The sequence below is a fragment of the Nostoc sp. CALU 546 genome (assembly GCF_048836525.1).
Genome location: NZ_JAWJTF010000021.1, coordinates 86246 through 106446, shown reverse-complemented (window position 1 = coordinate 106446; position 20201 = coordinate 86246). Strand labels below are relative to the sequence as shown.

Sequence of the window (20201 nt, the reverse complement as noted above, 5' to 3'; positions counted from 1 at the left end):
ACTTTTAGGTCTACTGACTGTCATTAAAGGCTGAACTCTCGGTCAGATGCAAGTGCAAGTCTTGCCATTCAGACTCAGAATTGACTCCTTACCTGCCCACACCGAACAAGCTCGATTCTTGTAGAGTGAAGCTGGGAACAGGGTGCGTGCGATTCGTTCTAACCCCAAAAGGTTATGAGCCTACTAAGGTTAGGTCTTAGGTTTTTCCTAAGATAACTCTCATTTGATGTCAGTGAGGCGTTTATTGCCAAGTCTGACCCACCAAAGGCTGGTGTGACTCGAAAACGAACCCCACGGAGGTCAACCACCAAAGTGAAAGCGGGTTGTAAGGGCTTGACTGAAAGGTGAAACAGATTAGGTTAGCAATAACCGAGTAACCAATCGAAGCCATTAGGAGTCGCCACGGTTAGCCAAGTGCGAAACTTCAGAAAAAACCTCCTAGTTCCTAGCAGTAAGGGAATCTGTACCCTCTGACTAAATCACCGCAATAATTCTCGTTCCCGCGTGCCGTCCACGAGGAACAGCCTATGAGTTGGTGATGGGGGAATTGAAGTGACCTAAAGCGACAAACAAATCAAATGTGGGAACGAAGAAAAACGACTTGATGGCTCACAACCTGGTGTGGGAGAAAATGGTTAAATCTCTAGCGTCACAAGTCGGGTAGGAGACGGACTAACAATTATCCGTCAGTTTCAAAAGTAGATGAAATGGAGTAAATCAAGCTATGACATCGATAGCAATATCAGATGATAGATGGAAGAGACTCCCCTGGAAGAAATTCCAAAAGAATCTCTTCAGATTACAAAAACGAATCTACAAAGCTCAAAAAGCAGGGAACTACAAACTAGTGCGAATGCTTCAAAAGCTAGTCCTGAAAAGCCAAGCAGCTAAACTGCTAGCAATTCGTCAAATAACGCAGCTTAATACAGGCAAATGTACGGCTGGTATCGATGGGGTGAGAAACCTCAACTGCCATCAACGCTTGACATTAGCCACACAACTAAATATCAACCATTGGCAGCACGCCAAGCTCAGAAGAGTATGGATACCAAAAACCAACGGAGAGCAAAGACCACTTGGCATACCTACCATTATCGATAGAGTGTACCAATGTCTTGTCAAGTATGCCCTAGAGCCTGCTTGTGAAGCCTACTTCAATGCAAACTCCTATGGCTTTAGACCTGCCAGATGCACTCATGATGTCCAAAAAATGCTATTCTCAAACCTCAACAGTAATGCCAAAGGTTTATTAAAAAGAATACTAGAACTGGATATCGAAAAGTGTTTTGACAGAATTGACCATCAATACTTAATGAGTCAAATCTCATTACCCAAAGCTGCAAAACTAGGCATTTTCAGAGCAATAAAAGCAGGCGTTCTAAAGGAGCGTCAAGTCACGGAAATGGGAACCCCGCAAGGTGGTGTTATTTCCCCACTCTTAGCCAACATTGCCCTTCACGGGTTAGAAGATATTGGACACAAACTAAGATACAAAGTGGTAAATGGTCAGGGTTGGGTAAATGCACTTACAGGCATTAGATATGCCGATGATTGCGTATTTATCCTGGAGCAACAAGATGATGCTGATGCTCTTAGAAAATCAATTGACGAATTTCTGAATATTAGAGGACTAAACGTAAAAGAAGCCAAAACCAAACTAGTGCAGAGTATAGAAGGGTTTGATTTTTTGGGCTGGAAATTCATTGTTCGTAAAGATGGTAGGTTCTTATGTACCCCGTCGGATAAGAACTATAAAACTGTCAAATTCAAAATCAAATCCTCTCTAAAGGACTCAAATTATACACTTGAGCAACGTATAGCGAAGGTATCCAGCATCATCAGAGGTTGGAGAAAATACCATCAATACTGCGATATGAGCCAACACGCGCTGTGGCATACAAGTCACTGGGCATGGAAATTCATTCGCAAACAGGGGCGGTTTAACCGATGGCAAACCAATGGAATTATGAAAGAAGTAGCTCCAACGGTTCCCTGGTCAGCAGCAAAATTTGTCAAAGTCAAGGGAAATAAAAGCCCATATGACGGAGACTTGCTCTACTGGTCTAAACGTAACTCCGTATTATATGACGGAGCTACAGCTAAAACACTTGCCAAGCAGAAATTTAAGTGCCAACACTGCAACCTGTCTTTTTTGCCTGATGACCTAATAGAGTTACATCACGTTGATGGCAACCATAATCATTGGAAGTCAAGCAATTTGGTAGCTCTACATCGTCACTGTCATCAGCACCAGACAATACACTCGTTAAATCAAGGTAAATCTGGGAGATAGTCGAGAGACTTATGAAACTTAAAGCCGTGTGCGGCGAAAGCTTCATGCACGGTTTGGCAGGAGAGGTGTCTGGTGGCAACATCAGCATCGACTCTAACAATCAGACGACCGTTGCGGGTTGACACTGGCGCTAACAGGGAGTTCCTATGATGAAACAGAGCCTAGAAAAGCGACTTAACAAAAGACAGGGCGCAACCCAAAATCCCCTGATCTCACTGGAGTTCATTCCCGCCGAACATGGATTGAGTAACGGCAAAGAGTCTAGGGAATCCAGTAGTCGAATTGGCTACATCTAACGGAACAATCAATCTTTCCGAGGGAACGAATAAAAACGAGTTGTGGGTCTAGGGGCTTTTCGTTCCCCAAGTAGCCCAGACGAGCGGAGGAATCCCCACAATTCGGGTAGGACAGACCGTAATTGGTCTGAGGTGTTCAGAATACACAAACTCTAGAAGAGAAAATGATTAGACACAGTTATAAAACTAGTGAATCTTGGAAAGCCTTACCGTGGAAGAAATTCCGCCGAAATCTTTTCCGCCTTCAAAAGCGAGTGTACAAAGCGGTTCTTGTTGGAGACAAGCGGAAAGCTAGGTTACTCCAAAAGCTTATTCTAAAATCAACCTCGGCTCGATTTCTTGCAATTAGACTTGTATCTCAGTTAAATGCTGGTAAAAAGACGGCAGGTATTGATGGGAAGAAATCCCTCTCATTTGAAGAACGCTTCAACCTTGAAGAACTACTGAAAATGAACAGTGGAAATTGGAAGCATCAAGGACTACGGGAAATCCCAATACCCAAAAAGGATGGGACTACCAGAATGCTTAAGATACCTACCATCGCGGATAGAGCTTGGCAATGCCTTGCAAAATATGCCCTGGAAGCCGCCCACGAAGCAACTTTCCATGCTAGGAGCTACGGATTTAGAACTGGGCGCTCTGCCCATGATGCACAAAAGTACATCTTTGACAACCTTAAATCCCATTCCAATGGAATAGAAAAACGAGTAATTGAACTCGATATCGAAAAGTGTTTCGACAGGATTAATCACTCAGCAATAATGGACGAACTCATCGCCCCCAAAGGCTTAAAACTCGGTATCTTTCGATGCCTCAAGGCAGGAGTAAATCCAGAATTTCCTGAACAAGGAACCCCACAAGGGGGAGTGGTCAGCCCATTACTAGCTAATATCGCGCTCAACGGGATTGAGAGTATACACAGATACCACGCCGAATACAAATTCGGTAAAAGTATCACAGACAACACCTCAGAAAATAGAATTGTCGAGCCATCAATCCGATACGCGGATGATATGGTCATAATACTACGTCCCGAAGATAACGCGATAGAGATACTTGAAAGAATCAGCGAGTTCCTCCGCAAACGCGGAATGAATGTAAGCCAAAAGAAAACCAAAGTTACCGCCGCGACAGATGGGTTCGATTTCCTCGGCTGGCACTTCAAAGTCCAGAAAAACGGTAAGTTCAGATGTAGTCCCTCTGTGGATAACTTCAAAACATTCCGTAAGAAAATAAAACACATCGTCAACAACTCGAATTATGGTGCTACCACAAAGGCTGAGAAATTAGCCCCGGTAGTTAGAGGTTGGAGAGTTTACCATAAGTTCTGCAAGATGGACGGGTCTAGAAACTCGTTATACCACATTCAAAAAAGAGCTTACACGGTATTTAACAAGGAAACCAAGCAAAATCGCTACTCTAGTAAGAAATTACTAGACAAAGCATTCCCAACAGTTTCCTACTCCGAAAACAAACACGTCTCAGTCAAAGGAACAAAATCACCTTACGACGGAGATACAGCCTACTGGAGCGAACGTAACAGTAAGCTCTACGACGATGAAACCTCTAAAGCTCTTAAGAAGCAAAACCATAGATGTGCCTCCTGCGGTTTAAAATTCATCGATGAAGAACGGATTCATCTGCATCACATCGATGGAAATCACGCCAACTGGAAGAAAAATAATCTGGAAGCAATTCATGAGAGTTGCCACGATTACAAGCACATGAGCAAAGGCGCAAGCTAAGAACATCGGGAGCCGTGTACACGGAAACGGGTACGCACGGATCTAACTGAGAGGTGCGGGGAATAATATCTCCCATCGACTCAAACAGATATGGGACGGTGACTATACCGTAAAAATCGAACACCTGAAATCACTGGAACTATTTGATGAAGATTGTAGATTCATGCAGCAGTTATGTTTGAGGTTACGGCAGTTGCATCAAGTGGCGACCCGTGACGAGGCTGTGGATTGGCTGTTGCAGGGGCTTGGGAAACAAGCAAAACCTTATTTATCTTCGTTGCAGGCAAAGCTGCTGGCGGCTGTTGAGAGAGAGTACAACCTTGTTTGGAAGCAGCATAAGTGATGATACAGCTAGTAAAAAGCGATCGCTTTTGGGTCTTTGGGTTGATTAATTTGTGATGGCAGCAAAAGGAAACATTATTGGTAAAGAACATGATTTTTTTCGGAACTTGCTACCATACAAGCTGTCTATCTAACAATACCGAATCACTTATACAGTAACCGGGGCATTGAATCTATGAAGCCCCATGTAAATTTCTGGCGTGAGCTAAAACTGCTCTCTTGTCAAAACTTGAGAGCAGTTTTGTATTGTCAGTCAGCAAAGCGCAAAACTGCCAACAGCTATAAGTGCCGCAAAGAAAAAAGTTGAAGTTTCACTGACTCTTAAAGAGTTACTTCTTGTTTGATAGCCAAGCTCATAGCGATATGTTTCTCGTAATATGCAGCTTCATTGATGAAGATTGGAAAAATGGAAGATTCTCCTTGATAGTCAATTACCTCACCATCAAAACCGAGAAATAATGGGTCGCCAGTATGCAAAATTTCATAGTCTTTAAATTGAATTTGAGGGTAAATCATTGCCCGAATTTGCTGAAGTTCATCTCTGGGATAATCTACAGCTTTCACTTGTTGGTATAGGGTGAAAGTTTTAGGAATTTCAGGTGTTATTGCCTGATTACAGAGTTCGATAAAATCGAGAATTGAACTAATCAAAGCTTCTGTTTGCAAGAATAATTCGGCATTGAGAGTCCCTTGAGCTACTGGACCCACTTCGATAGCAAAGCCCAATTCACAAACACTTCTCAGGTAAGGATGGTCTTGATTAGGTGGGTATTGTAAAATTTTGACTCTAATCAGGGAGCTATTTAGTTGGGAATAATCTAATTTATAATTTGGGCATGGTTAATTTCATTTTCTTTATCAAATCATCAAGTCTTGTGATTATCTAGATAATTTTGAGATGTTCATTCGTTTTTATTAGGAAATAAGGTGCGTTTCCCCTAGTCAGGGGGGTGACTTCCTGGCTTAGGCATCCACCATATACTAGGCAATACTCATATTGACTCGCACGATCACATCGTTGAAATCTTTGTCACCACCATTTGATAAATCCTCAAAGCCAAAGATGTTATTTCCTAACAAGCGAATATGATCTGCCTTATCAGCGTTCGCTCCCAAGAATGGGAAGTAAACTGCTGAATCGTTATTGGGATTGCTATCAAGTAAAGCATCAGGTCTACCATTAGCAATAATAAATGGTGCAAAGATGGAACCAGGTTGGAAAGTTCCTGTGTAAGTTGCAGTCCCTTGGTTATTAACTGTTAAGTCAATCCCTGCAACACGCCCACGAACTGCGGCTTCAGTATAACCAGCCTGTCCCGCGAAAATATCTGCTTTCCCATCTGAGTTGGTGTCAATACCACCATTTTCATCAGCTACTTGATAGAAGCCGATGAAATTGTCGAAAGCTGCTTCTCTGTTGACTACAAAATCAGCTTTTACCTGATTTGTAACATCTCGCAAATCAATAATTTCTCCTTGTGGCTTTCCTTGCAGATTTGTACCGAGAGGTAATGCATCATTAGTAGGCTGAATTTTCACTACCAGATCCTTGAAGTCAGCAGTGCTATTACCATCTGTGTCCTTCCAAGCCAGGGAAAACTGATCGGAACCCAAGTCTGTAATCTTTTGCTTTAAGGGATCAGAAAATAGTATATCTGTAAGTGGGGTGACTCCAGCAAGTACAGCATCAGTTGAGCTGTTCCTTACCAGATAAAATCTCAAGTTCTCACCAGAGTTAAATTCCAGCAGATGTGTCAGATTGTTGGTATTAAATCCATTGGGGAGATTGGCAATAGCAGAGAAAATTACTTTAGCTCTGTTCAAAGCTGCTTGGGCGTAACCTGCTGCGCTTGGTGCAATACCATTGATGTTACCTTGAGCATCGTCAACGGTAAACGCTCCTAGTTCATTGACAAGATTAGAGCTTCGTCCGGTGAGAGTAACTTGAAGTTTTGATTTGCCACTGCTATTAAAGATGTTAAAGATATCATCAGCTATTTTTGAAAGCTTGAAGGTAGGTGAGCTGTTGCTTTGTTCTACAGCTAGTACAAATGTGTCAGTTGCACTTACACCATCATTATCTGTGGCTTGTACCTCAATTGTGAAACTTCCAACATTGGCATTAGTTGCTGTACCGCTAAAGGTGCGAGTAGCAGGATTAAATTTCAGCCAGCTAGGTAAATTACTGCCATCTTTTAAAGTTGCTGAGTAAGTAAGACTATCACCTGCATCAATATCGTTGAAGGTATTGGCATCAAAAGTAAAACTGAAGGCTGTATTTGCTGGAGTGGATTGATCTGCAATGAGTTGGTCGAGTGTTGGCGCATTGTTGACAGAGACAATCGTCAAATTTACTTGAGCCGGACTAGCGGCGTAAGCTGTGCCATCAAAGCCATTCCAACTAAAGGCGATATTACCTTTAAATTGACTACTAGGCGTGAATTTGAGTTTGCCCAAATTACTGGCATTAATCTCCTGACCTTCAGTAACCGCTACGCCATCAAATTCGAGGATGCCATTGTTAGGAAGGGAAGAAATTTGAATTTTGCTGAGGCTATTACCATCGGGATCTTTAAAGGCATTATTGAAATCTTCCTCTGTAAAGAAAATGATGCTATTTAGAGATCCACTTTTACTGATGTTACTCAAGACAGGTGGTTTAAAGTTTAAATTGCTGGGAATTTCATAATAATCGATAAATTGAGTGCTTTGTATTGTACCAGTAGCATCAACAGTCACTAGTTCAAAAGTTGTACTGTTATTTGCATTTTGAAGCAGCTGATAACCAGTCGCGGTTTTTTCAATTTGTAGTAGAACGATACCCAACTGATTTACAATTGCTTCTGTTAGTGGTGTACCATCATTGAGTTTAAGGTACTGTTTTTCTTCTTGTTCATCAATAATATAGCCATTAGAGCTACTGAATAAGCTTGCTGTCCCAACTACATCGATCGCTTCAGAAATTTGATTAATAATTCCATCCCTATTCAAATCTTGTTTCAAGTCAATTTCATAAGCACTCAGATTTGCAAATGAAACTACTTGTTTGGCTATTTTGCTACCATATTGATTTAAAATCAAGAGGGAGTAAGTACTATTGCTATTTTGCCCCATTGCATAATAGTGGGCTGATGGTAACTCTGGAATATTAACAAAAACTCGTTCTACAGCGATTGGCTTCCAATCACTATTATCTTCAACCTCATAACCGTCATTTAAGATTTTTTTCGCTCGTGTTTCGTTCTTATCTTTTAGTTGATAGGTTACTTTTGTTTCTCCAGTTTCTATTTGAGAACCCAAAAATCGGTCTTTCTGTTTGTAGTTAACTAAAGCTAAAGTTACATCCCCAGTTTCTTCAACTACATCCGTTATGCCAATAAACCCATCTTCGTTAAAGTCTTCACTAAATTGACCTTCGTATTCAGCGACCTCAGCACTAGTGTTCAGACCCAAGGTGTGATCTACACCCATGTAATCTTCTACTGCATTAATCTCTGGGGGTTGATAAAAAGTTCCAGAACTAGAACTAGCTGGGTAATAACTACTAGATGCACCCATTTTAAATCTCCAGAGATACCATCTGGGATTGTTAGCATCTGGGCTTTTCCACATCACATCGACAAATCCTCTAGAAACCACATCTCTTTCAACTACTGCATAAGGAAATGAGCCTAATTCTTCTGTAATTGTTCTTAATTCAGTAGGGATAAAAGAGGCTGCGATTGCCTTCCACCCATTTCCGGGATAATTTGCCCCAAAATTATTAAATTGTCCAGAGGGCAGATTTGTGTAGCCTACTGGATAGAGAGAATCATCTGAAATGTCGTAAGATTTAAGGAAAAAATTTGGTATTCTTTCCGCCCGAATTGGGACAACAGGAATTTGATTAGTATATCCAACTTGGGTAGTCACTCTGATTAGTGGATCTCTGACAGCGTAGTAAGCCGTATACTTATTAGGATCATCTCCTAGAGGCTCTATAACCTCATAAAGAATTGTGTAATCATCTTTATCAATGTCTGAATCAATAATTTTTACACGTCCTGTAAAGCCGTCTTGATTAAGATCTTCATTGAATAATCTTTCATAATATCCGAGCCGAAAAGTATCTACTACTTCTCCTTGATTATTGCGTTCTACTAAGCTTCCACCACTAGGGTCATCAGACGGCACTTGCTTATTTAAACTGTCTATACTCCAAAGAGTGAAATCGCCAAGATCATTTTGGAAAATTACTCCTTTATAATTAGGATTAATAATATTATTCTCAGGAAATACAAGCTTTATTGGTTTTCCAGGTAACGGAGTACCTGAAGGATTAGATAAATAATTAGATTCTGGTCTTTCTTGCGCTTGACCTACCCAGTAACCTTGATCATCTTTCCATAAACCTTGTCCAAGTATATAGCCATCTATCAATATCCCAGGTTCAATATAACCTGTGCTGTTTAAGTCCTGCTGTAGTTTGGTTTCATAAGCAGCGACTTTGTTAGTGGTTATAAATGAGGGGATATAGCCAGCCTTGACGTAAGTCTTGCCATTTTCTAGGATTTTTTCTGATTCTTCCCAAACAATAAAAGGCTCAGGGTCGCTCTTCTGAAAAGGAGGTAAAAGCTTACTGAAAACAACTGTGTAGTTCCCCGATGCATCCTCTTCCGCACCGATGGGACAATATTCCCCGTAGGGAGTATTATCAAGCGTACCTTTTGGTTCGGTAATTATATTTCCGTTAGAGTCTCTTAGAATTAGTGCTTTGGACAGCAAATCAGCGCGATTATAGGGATCAACAGGATTATCTGATTCCCCTAACTCACTGGTTTTGTACAATACGTAAGTATAGGTGTTGCCCTCTAGCTTTTTAGCCAGGATGGTATTTCCTTGCTTTTCTAAAATTTCTACAATCGGAACATTATCTGGAGATATTGATAAGGGCGTTGTAATGTCACTTTGAAGATCTGATAGCGGCGAATCTGATGTAGAAAGTGATAGGGGTATAGGTACAGTAAAGCTTAATCTAGGTGCAAGAGAAGCAGGCAGTGTTTTTTGAATATTTCCAGTGCTTAAGTAAGGAATTGGCAATTTGGCAATGTCAAATCTTTGCTCATAAAGCGGGCCAATTGTTTTAGATTTACTAATTCCGAGACCATCAACTGTTGCAGTGGCTTGACCAATAATTAGGTCTGAATAGATATCAGCATACAAACCGGCACTAGCTGTCAGTTTGGGAGAATCAAAACCAATATTGAGTTTAATGTCTGCTGTGTTACCGCCTCTTGCATTTAGTTTTGCTAATGGATTGCTTCCTAAATCTATTTTTGGAAAAGAAGATGAAGATATGAGCGGTATTTTAGATGAAACTGAACCATCTTCAAATTCCAGAGTAGCAAATAAATCGCCGAAGCTAATTCCTGTATCTAATTTGAGATTTATTCCTCCCTTTAATGAGGCTGTAATGAGTTTCCAATCTATTTCAAAAACATCGAAATATTCTCTTGTTCCTGATAAAGGTGTTAGAAAAGGTTTTAGAAGGGGAATATTACTCAGAACCCTAATGAGATCAGCCTCTAAATTTACTATAGGAATTTCATTGTTAATGTTAATCCCATTCGTTGATACTTGCAGTCCTTTTTTCAGAATTTTAACAACTTCATTGTCTGTTGTTGGATAGTCCAGATTTACTTTAAACCCGGCTTCTTTAACTGCTGCTGGTAAATCAACTTTATTCTTGCCAGAATCACTAGATTCTGAACTGGAAAAATCTAAAATTGGATATTTTATTCTTGCATCACTTGTGCTAGTGTTAGGGATCAGTGTGACAGTCTTGTTGCCAAGCTTGCCGTCTAAATACCCTCCAATACCTACCTCAAACCCTGCATACAAGTTATAGTCAGGAGCAGTGAAATTAACAGTAGGTAATACGTTATTAGAGTTGAAATTGCTCTGAAGTTCTAATTGATTTCCAACTAATTTGAGTCCTAATTGACTCCAAGGAAACTCTAAATTGAGAGACCCTAAATCCAACTTCGCCTGCAAGTCTAAACCTGCTGTTAATCGAACTTCTCCTTCAAGTCCTACAGTCTTGCCTAGAATGCTTACAGAATTATCGAAGTGAGTAATCTCTTTATCCTTAACACCGATAAACTTACTGTAATCGATTGTCGGAAACCCTAAAAGGTCGTTAAATTTGATTTCTTTGCTTGCATTAGAAAAATTAAGATTAAAAGCCATAATTCCAAGTCCTATTTGCCTACAACTCAAAAAGCCAGTATATATGGCAGAGAAAAGAGATTTTAACAATTTTCTCTGCTTGTTTTTACTAAAATACAGTAAATTACCAAGTTATTAGGAAACAATGCATAAGTGTAAGCTGTGCTATCGATCTACAGAAAGTCATAGACATCGCCTCGCTTATATCTCCTCAAAGAATTTGGGGCTATGAAAACTGCTTAACTAAATACTTGCTGCCTAGTATAAAGTTTGACGTTTGTAAAGTTTGTAAAAAAGTTGGATCTTATTGATAGATATATGTAAATCTTTTCAAAAAATAAAGCTCATGATGCGAATATCGTACTTAATCTAATTTTTCTACGTGGATAAATGATGTTAGAAGAGGGCGAACGCGCAGGTTTGTGTCAAACAATTTTGAATTTTAGATTTGCGATTTACCATTGTTACTAAGATAAATATTTACATTCTCAATCCTCAAATCTGAGGTTGACAATACCCCAACAGCATATATAGAAGATACCGAAAAACCGAACACTACCGTTACAAAACTAATGATTGCTGCTGTTTTCTTGATTTTATGCATTTAAATTAATTCTCCTTTCGAGGTCTAAATAAGCGGTTTCAAATTTAGTTTGCATACTCATCTGCGATCACTTCTTCTACATTTCCTCTAAGAACTTGGGGTTACAAAAGCTGCTTAACTAAATACTTTACTGCCTGGTATAAAGATTGACGGTCGGAAAAAGGTCGGAAAAAGTCGGGTCTTTTTGAGAGATTTGCGTAAACTTTTGCAAAAAAATAGAGCTAATAGTGCGAATATTGTAGTTCATCACGTATTTTTGAGTCGGTAAATGACAGTTGAAGAGGGTATACCTACAGCGAGCGAAGCGATGTCTAGGGGGGTTTCTCCAGAACGAATCGCACTTGCAGATATCCCCGCTGAACTCCAATACCGTGTCTGATTTCAAGATGTTCGGCATTATCAAAGACTTTTAGCTTTCTGAGGGCGAATAGTACTGAATATCAGGAGAGGGAGTAACTTTATCCACAATCAAGTTGATTTTCATTCCAGAGGTATAGGTTGCTCCAGAACGGGTAGTTTGTTCAACCCGAATTTCATACTGAATCGCTTGCCCTCCTTGCAGCCACGGATCGAAGCGATCGCCTAAATTGACTTTATAAAGATTACCCCAGACTGATAAGCCTTCAGGATAGGGTGGTTGTAGAGCAAATGGATAAGAAACCTCGCTAACTTTGGAGTCGTTTTGGTACAAAATAATTGTGAATTTAACTGCTTTTAGCTCTGGTAGGAGCTTACCTTCATCTAAAAGAGTAAAGTTGCGGGGATCGCGGAAGCGATCAAGTCCCTTAAACTTAAAGCGTCCTAAGCGTTCGGGGTGAATACCTCCAGTGATAGCAACCAGGGTTTGGTTTTGCGATTCACTGAGTTTGTATTCCAATGTGCCGGGAATGTAAAATTGCAGTTGCCCTGATTCCGTAATCACAGCTTTCATCTTAGGATCTCCTAACTCTTGTGGGCGTTTAGCCGCTTGCCAAGCCACTTTAAAAGAACCTTGGACAGTTTGTAACAAGTCGTAAGTATCCCGAACATCAGAAGCATTACCCAGTACACTCCGTAGTCCTGTCTTCTCCAACCAGTTGTTCTTAAGCAGAGGAATGGTTTTATCAGTTAACAAGCTGACGCGATCGCTATAACTGATTTGTTCCTTGGGAATATCATCACCCTGAACTAACCAAACCTGACCATAACTGCCTGGTTGCCCATCTGCACCTTTGCGTCCCTGTTTACCACTCTCCCCATTTTCACAAGTAAAAGTTTTCTGCTCTGACAGACCAATATATTTCCAGCCATAACGGTAATTGGCATCCGGGGGCTGCGGCTTGGGTCGATTTTCTTTTTCATCGTAGAACGCATCGCCAGAACAGCGAAATAATTTTCGTTGGGTTTCTGTCCAGGTGGCGTTAGCTACATTAAGCGGTTTCGCCATTAATGACCAAGTGCAATAGTTTACAGTCCGGCGCGGTTGAGTACAGTTACATCCATCACCAGCCTGTCCGCCATTTCCCCCAGAACCGGCTCTCCCGCCTCCATTACGTAACACCACATTCTTTAGTTGAGAAAGTGACTCAAAGTAAAGAGTGACATTTCCTCCCTTACCACCGTTTCCCCCATCACTACCATTCCCGCCATTGCCACCTCCTGCACCGCATACGTTAGCTGCTTTTTTGGGCTGTTGGCATTCAGAGGCGTGTTCACCAGAGGTAGCAGATTCTCCGGCTTCGCCATCTGTGCCGGAGAGATCAACTGTTTGTAGTTGCTGGCTGGCGCGGATTTTTTGGTCAGATGCTGAGATGCCGTCTTGTCCGGGGCGACCATCTACTCCATCTCTACCAGCTTGACCAAAAGTTTGTACTTCAGCCGCGACGATATTGACAGTTAGACCGTTGAGAATTGTAGTTAGCAGACACAGTTTGATGATGTACTGAAGGAGGTGATTAATATTCACAGTAATAAATATGAGGCTATTATTAAGAGTTAAAGTTTTAATTAATCCATAATTTTACATCCCTTGAAATTGATTGCACTAATATAAGTTATTCTCTGATATAAAATACGATAGCTACATTTCCCGCAGGCATCGCCTAAAATTATTATCTTATGGAAACGGGATCGCTTTTTCGCTTCTTTAGTCTCAAGGAATTACTCTGCAACAATCTTCACTCTTAGACAATCTTTTTACATAATAAAATTAGTCTTTTTAAAGCCCTTGATTATCTTGTAAAGGCAAGTCTTTGATAATATCCAGCACTAGTTGATAAAGCTCTATATTTCCTTGTTGTTGATAAAGTTGTGCTGCCTTTTGGTAATTAGCCAATGCTTCCTGGTTATTTTCAAGCATATAATAAGACTGTCCCCTCAAAAGATAAGCCTTAGCATAGTTAGGGTCAATGCGAATTGCTTGATTATAATCTTTAATTGCTTGTTCATCATTGTCTAACCTAGAATATAACTTAGAATAAGAGTGTCCCCTTAAAAAATAAACCTCAGCATAGTTAGGGTCAATGCGAATTGCTTGATTATAATCTTCAATTGCTTGTTCATAATTATTTAACAGCTCATATGAGACTCCCCGACCAATATAAACCTCAGCATAGTTAGGGTCAATGTGAATTGCTTTATTATAATCTTCAATTGCTCCTTGATAATTTTGTTGCGCTACTTTCGTTAGACCTCTTGCATAAAAATCCCTGGCAGACTGAGGATCACTCAAACGAATAGAAGGATTTACTCCTGTGGGAGTATTATCCTGCTTGATTGAACTGCTACTGGAGATTTGAGATCGCATCGCCAAAAAGGTATTAATTGGAATTCCTGCATTAAAACCTGATTTCTGTGGTATTAAATTTCCTGTTTCTGATTTACTCTGTGTGGAAGTATCTGCGAGTCCATGAATTGCTACAAGTCTTCCAGCCACGTCAAATACTGGACCTCCGCTATTACCCGTCACGGTTCTGGCATCGTAAATCAAACTATAGCCATTGATGGCACTACTAGCACGAGAAACTACCAACCCTTTAGTAAAAGCAAAGTCTCTAGCTGCCCCTGATGTTCCAAATACTGCCGGAAAACCAGCAACAAAAATATCTGCGGCAATTTCCGCTTGGTCAGAATTCCCTAAAGTCGCAACTGGATAATCTTCTGTTGCTTCAAATGTGACTACTGCTAAATCAGCATCATTTTTACTTTTTTGTAAAACTTTAATATCTTTAACAGGATAATCTTTTCCTATAGAAGTGCGAACTGAGTAAGTAATATCGCTAGAACAAACAATCTCTCCTGGTCTGTCTAAAGCATCACATACGACATGATTAGCAGTTAAAACAGTGTAGGTATTGCCTTCTTTAGCAATAATTACTCCTGAACCTCCGGGAGAAGTAGTACCTTCATTGTTGATTTGGACTGTAGTTTTTTTAGCAATTTGGGCAACTTCTTGGCTATTGGCTGCATAAGTAGATGTTGGTAGAGTAACTATTATTGCTGCCACTACTGCTGTACCAAATAGCATGGAGGAATAATTATTGAATTTGTTTGAATATAAACGCATATTTCCGATTTCTCCTACTTATATAAAAACTACAAAATTCAGATTTAGTTTAACTAAAAATTAAATTATTTTAATAACTTTGATTCAGGTTAAAAAGGATCGACACCACATGATCTATAAAGATCCACAATCTTCGGTGGTGGTACATATCCCCCTTGAACAACTTGGTTCATTTGCAAAATTTCCTCATAAGTAAAGCTAGATGTCACCTTTTGAGCCGTACATAAACAGGCTTCCTTATTAAATAATTGTGTACACTCATTCATCCAGTTTTGGACAAACCAATCTGGAAAATTTCCATATTGGGATTTATTCTCTATCGCTAATTTTGTCGCACCTGGAATTTGAGACCATATCGCTATAAAGGTATGAATTGGAATTGCCGCATTAAACCCAGATTTACCTTGAGATGCCGCATCAGCTAGTCCATGAATTGCTATTACTCGACCACTACTATCAAATACAGGACCCCCACTCATTCCCGTAAGACTTAGAGCATCATGCACTAAGCTATAAGCATTTAAAGCATTGTTCTGGAAGGAAATTATTGAGCCTTTGGGAAGATTAAATTCCCTAGCTGCTCCAGACTTTTGAAAAGTAGCGGGAAAACCAGCTAAATAAATATCCTGAGTAACTTTCAATTGTTCGGAATTGGCTAAAGTCGCAACTAGATAATCTTCTGTTGCTTCAAATGTGACTACTGCTAAATCTGCATCATTTTTACTTTTTTGTAAAACTTTAATATCTTTAACAGGATACTCTTTTCCTGTAGAAGTGCGAACTGAGTAAGTAATATCGCTAGAACAAACAATCCCTCCTGGTCTGTCTAAAGCATCACATACGACATGATTAGCAGTTAAAACAGTGTAGGTATTGCCTTCTTTAGCAACAATTACTCCTGAACCTCCAGGAGAAGTAGTACCTTCATTGTTTATTTGGACTGTAATATTTTTCGCAATCTGGTTAATTTCTTGACTACTAATAGCATAAGTAGCTATTGGCAGAGTAACTACTATTGCTGCCACTCCTGCTGTAGCAAATATCATGGAACTAATCTTATTGGATAAATTATAAAATAAACTCATATTTCTTTATAATAAATTTTTAGGTAAAAAATAAGCTTTAATCACAAACCAAATTCATTTAATATTTTTTGTTTTGTTAGCAAGCTATGAATATCAGTAATAGGAATTGCCCAACTTAAAGCTTCCATTTGCTGAAAAAGCTGCTCATCAGGGACAGTACCATCAGTAAAAGTCAAAGCCTTAATACCTTGGAAGGGATATTTTAACAACCCATTAATCGCTATTAATTCTCCATTTTGATTTAAAAGTGGACCTCCACTCATTCCTTGTATAACATCATTTGTGTAACCAATTTTATAACCACCAACAAGTGTTTTTTGAAGTTGAGTTTTTAAGTTTCCAGTAGTTAGTTTAAAAGCTTTAATTCCCCAACTACGGGTTTCTTCAAATTTAGTTATTATGTCTTCATTAAAAGTAAAATGCCACGCTGGAAAACCTGCTGAGTAGACTATTTCATCATCAGAAAAAGCTTGTGATTTCCCAAACACCACTACTTGATAATCCAGATTACTGGTAAACTCTACCAGTGCTAAATCTAAGGAACCAAAATTACCTTGACTTATTCCCCTTGCTTGATACAATTGTCCATCACAAGTAATTACCTGATAACCCTTTTCTGGACTGTCAGCCACTACATGATGGTTTGTCAGAACTGTATAAGTCTGCCTGTCACGCTTAATGATTACTCCTGAACCAGTACCTGAATTAGTTAAAATTCTTACAGTTACCTGTTTGGCAATTTTTAGTAAAGATACTTCAACTTCAGAATGGCGCGTGACTGACTGCGTTGAATCATTAACATCATCCTCAGATAGAGATACAGCTTGAACGGATGAATAAGAAGATAACCCACTTAGGAGGCTGATAATCAACAATGCTAAAAAAGACCTGTAATGTATGGAATAAAACACGGTTATTGTGTTGGTAAGTAACTTTAAATAGATATAGAGATGCATACACCCCAAGTGTTATCGAGGGGTAATTATGCATCTTTACACTTTCAGTAATTACAGACCCCCACCATTGTCTGGAATCACGCCATTGTCTGGAATCACGCCATTGTCTGGAATCACGCCATTGTCTGGAATCACAGGCTCAGTGGAAGCAACACCCATAGTTAACTCTTCCCAATCTCCTAAATTGACCTGAACACGACCGCTTGTCTCACGAATCACACCACCGCTAGCGCCCTCACGACCAATTTGCATTATCTGCGAGAGAATTTCGCCTGCCCGTTGTGCATTTTGCGGTTTGAGGGTAAAAAGAACATTTGCTTCATTACAACCACGCTCTGTAGCAGAAATGACGCAAATTACGGTTTCGTTCTTCACCTTACCGTTAGCTAACAGAACATTTTTTAAACTACCACTGCTAGCAGCAATAGCTGCATTCAATTTGGGTGTAACAATATTGCAGCGATTCTGAGGTGTGTATTTTTCTCCAAAGTAGCTAGAACCATCTTGAGTCCAAATAATTAGAGGAATTGGTTGCCCTCCAGGGCGCTGCCCAACTGTACCAATACTCCCATCACTTTGAGGAACGCAACTAAATTTAGTGCCACCATTTGTAGATACTACTGGTACAGAAACGCCACTATTACTTACTGGAGGTTTAGCTTGAACTGTAGATGTAATAGTACAGGTACTAGATAGAGCTAAAGCAGCAACTAAAATGCGAGCAGTAGATTTAAATTTCATAGGTTACTCCTTAAGATTCATTGAAATATGAAACATGGAAAATATTGTATTTTGAACAATTTCTCCGGGATAATTGCTAGTTAACCTTTACGTTAATAACAATTAGCTAATGCTCATAAGAGCAAAAATATTTCCATTTGATAACAAAAAATTATAAACCTGGACCAATATAAGGTGTAGGATTAGGATTAGGACTAGTAATAATTTGTGATGATAAAACTTCTAACTGATTCGTCGCTCGATTATATTGATAACTTCTAGCAGTTAAATCGTAATGAGAATTAACACAGTATTGTTTGTTATCAATCATGATAGTTACTATCTGTCCTCCAGAAGCACATGAAGTAGGAGTTAGTTCCCAACTTTGAATTAGTGCTAAATTGGGGTCTATATTGTTTTTTGATTTGATTTCCTCAATTTTTATTTGAGCTTCAATTTCTTTAATTTTAACATCAGCCCTAATTTTTTCTTTTTCGACTTCAGACCTGCTCCCAAAATATGCCACCAAACTCTCAATTCCAGTACCGATTAATTGATTCAAACTTTGACGATTAGCAACAGCAGCATTTAATTCAGCTTTCTTTAATTCCACTGCATTATCAGCCTTATTCATAGCGATAAGAGCATCAGTTTCAATTCTGACTCTATCAGTCATTCCTTTTTCTTGAACTTCTATCTTTCGTTGCAGAGCCTCCGAAAGAATTTTTGCTTCTTCAATTCTACCTGCTTGTTGTAACTCCTCAATTCTGAAGCGAGTTGTAGCATTGATGTTTATTGCTTCTAATTTAAATCCTTCCACTATTCTTATTGTATCTTCTCTATATTTATTACCTTCAAGCTTCATCTTTTCAATTGCTTTCTCTGCATCTGCGTGAATTTCCGCAATTGAAACTGCTCCCCACTGTTTCAACACTTCATCACAGTTTTTATTGCTATATTCTTGCTTTTTGTTGCTATCAAAATTGTCCCAAGTTCGCTTCCATTCGTAACTGCCATTTCCTCCAAAATTGATTCCTTGAGAGCTAATTCCAGCACCAGCACCACCCTTTCCTTTATAATCTTGACTCTCGTATCTTTTTCTTACATTTTCAACGTATTCATTGCGAGTGGTAGAACAAAAAATAGCTAATTCTTTAGGTGGTGCGTTGACCGCTTGCGCTGGAATTACAGCAGTTATTAAAGATAATGTTGAAAACAAAAAACTAGAACTTAAAATTTTCATATTATCCGTTTTATTCCTCCCTTCTTGTAGATATAAGTGTTACGGTATTTGGTTTGAGCCAAAAATATGGTGATTGCACGGAGCGCAGTGCCAGGGGCAATCGCAACTCGCAGCCAAGGTAGGGTATTGAAACTAAAAATATAGGCAGGACAAGGTTTTTCGGTTGTATATTTGCTTAAAATATCATAAGGGTAGCAGTAGAACCGAATTCTGAGGGGGCGATATGAAAGCTAAAACATAGATAAAATAAGCTCCATAGCCCTCATACCTCGTAAATAATACTCAATCTTATTGCGGTTTAATTTCATTAATTGTTGAACAATACACCAACAATTATCTATGAAACTTACCCAAGTTTGACTATATAAACAATGTGGGCTGCATGTCGCCCCCTCAGAACCGAATTATAATGCCTGTTATGCATGGTGAGTGAAAACTCAATAGTTAGTGAGTAAGCATCAATAAGTTACTAAACAGTCAAACCTATCGAGCATTCTGACAAGCTTGAACTGCTATGGCTTCGCTTAACTCAGTTCTTACATCCTGCATTTGCCAACCTGCAAATCCTTCACTCGGAAAATGACTACATCCAGGAAAACCACTACGAGTACAGACTAATTTTCGCTCGTACATAAGACGTTTCATACAGTCGGTTATAGCTTTTGGTGAACCTCCAGCATTTGGAATATTATTAGCTGGAATGCCATTAGTTGGAATAATCATTATTGGCGTAGGCTGTGCATTATTCTTTGGACTTTGTTCAGCACAGGTTTGCTCTGCTTTTGCAAGTGCATCTGTTCTGTTAAGGTTTCCACCTTCGTAGCTATAGTAATGTTTTGCAAAAAGTTTAATACATTCAATTCGTTCGCTGGCTGAAGACTGAGCAGATGCTGGAAGTCCCTCTATTGCATACAGGTTGCTCACGACAATTCCAAAAGAGAATAAATAACGAAAAATGACACTATTGATATTTAGTGGCTGCATAGTTTTTTCAAAGATTTAAAGATTTTTAGTTGAGTATTTTCAGTTCTAGAACTGCTTATCTAAATACTCTATTACATGGTATAAACTTTTACGGTCGGAAAAAGTCGGAGAAAAGTCGGATCTTTTTGATAGATTTACGTATCATTTTAGGCAATGTTTTTCAGTTTCGAGACGGAGCGATA

At 39.4% G+C, this 20201-nt stretch carries 14 protein-coding genes; 3 read left to right on the top strand and 11 right to left on the bottom strand.

Features of this window, described 5'->3' with window-relative positions:
• The first annotated feature begins 724 nt into the window (after positions 1-724).
• Positions 725-2293 (top strand): group II intron reverse transcriptase/maturase, encoded by a 1569-nt coding sequence (ltrA, locus tag RRG12_RS13365; RefSeq protein WP_420759624.1) that lies wholly within the window; start codon positions 725-727, stop codon positions 2291-2293.
• Here ltrA and RRG12_RS13360 read toward each other — a convergent pair.
• Entirely contained in the window at positions 2272-2418 is a 147-nt protein-coding gene (locus RRG12_RS13360) for a hypothetical protein (RefSeq protein WP_420759623.1), read from the bottom strand. The two genes, ltrA and RRG12_RS13360, sit on opposite strands and share 22 nt — an antisense overlap.
• Before the next feature lie 21 nt (positions 2419-2439).
• On the opposite strand from RRG12_RS13360, the gene RRG12_RS13355 reads away from it, so the two are divergent.
• Both RRG12_RS13355 and RRG12_RS13350 read left to right on the top strand, forming a co-directional pair.
• On the top strand, positions 2440-2589 hold the full coding sequence (locus RRG12_RS13355; RefSeq protein ID WP_420759622.1) for a hypothetical protein: 150 nt from the start codon (positions 2440-2442) through the stop codon (positions 2587-2589).
• A gap of 164 nt (positions 2590-2753) precedes the next feature.
• Entirely contained in the window at positions 2754-4334 is a 1581-nt protein-coding gene (locus RRG12_RS13350) for a group II intron reverse transcriptase/maturase (RefSeq protein WP_420759621.1), read from the top strand.
• A gap of 161 nt (positions 4335-4495) precedes the next feature.
• On the opposite strand, the gene RRG12_RS13345 is transcribed toward RRG12_RS13350, so the two are convergent.
• The 10 genes from RRG12_RS13345 to RRG12_RS13300 all read right to left on the bottom strand — a co-directional run bounded on the left by RRG12_RS13345 (position 4496) and on the right by RRG12_RS13300 (position 20019).
• Entirely contained in the window at positions 4496-4768 is a 273-nt protein-coding gene (locus tag RRG12_RS13345; protein ID WP_420759620.1) for a hypothetical protein, read from the bottom strand.
• Positions 4769-4997: 229 nt separating this feature from the next.
• Entirely contained in the window at positions 4998-5471 is a 474-nt protein-coding gene (locus RRG12_RS13340; protein ID WP_420759627.1) for an aspartoacylase, read from the bottom strand.
• A gap of 186 nt (positions 5472-5657) precedes the next feature.
• Entirely contained in the window at positions 5658-10904 is a 5247-nt protein-coding gene (locus RRG12_RS13335) for a DUF4114 domain-containing protein (protein WP_420759619.1), read from the bottom strand.
• A 992-nt stretch (positions 10905-11896) separates the two neighbouring features.
• Positions 11897-13432: a hypothetical protein gene (locus tag RRG12_RS13330; protein ID WP_420759618.1), complete on the bottom strand. Its 1536-nt coding sequence runs from the start codon at positions 13430-13432 to the stop codon at positions 11897-11899.
• 252 nt (positions 13433-13684) lie between these two features.
• On the bottom strand, positions 13685-15031 hold the full coding sequence (locus RRG12_RS13325) for a tetratricopeptide repeat-containing serine protease family protein (protein WP_420759617.1): 1347 nt from the start codon (positions 15029-15031) through the stop codon (positions 13685-13687).
• 89 nt (positions 15032-15120) lie between these two features.
• The gene (locus RRG12_RS13320) at positions 15121-16077 is read right to left on the bottom strand and encodes a S1 family peptidase (protein ID WP_420759616.1); all 957 of its coding nucleotides are present in this window, start codon (positions 16075-16077) and stop codon (positions 15121-15123) included.
• 80 nt (positions 16078-16157) lie between these two features.
• Positions 16158-17027 carry a S1 family peptidase gene (locus RRG12_RS13315; RefSeq protein WP_420759615.1) on the bottom strand — a complete coding sequence of 290 codons (870 nt, stop codon included), beginning with the start codon at positions 17025-17027 and terminating at the stop codon, positions 16158-16160.
• A gap of 96 nt (positions 17028-17123) precedes the next feature.
• Positions 17124-17813: a COP23 domain-containing protein gene (locus tag RRG12_RS13310; protein WP_420759614.1), complete on the bottom strand. Its 690-nt coding sequence runs from the start codon at positions 17811-17813 to the stop codon at positions 17124-17126.
• Between the two features lie 151 nt (positions 17814-17964).
• Positions 17965-19035 (bottom strand): hypothetical protein, encoded by a 1071-nt coding sequence (locus tag RRG12_RS13305; RefSeq protein ID WP_420759613.1) that lies wholly within the window; start codon positions 19033-19035, stop codon positions 17965-17967.
• A 483-nt stretch (positions 19036-19518) separates the two neighbouring features.
• Positions 19519-20019 (bottom strand): hypothetical protein, encoded by a 501-nt coding sequence (locus tag RRG12_RS13300; RefSeq protein ID WP_420759612.1) that lies wholly within the window; start codon positions 20017-20019, stop codon positions 19519-19521.
• Positions 20020-20201: the final 182 nt, after the last annotated feature.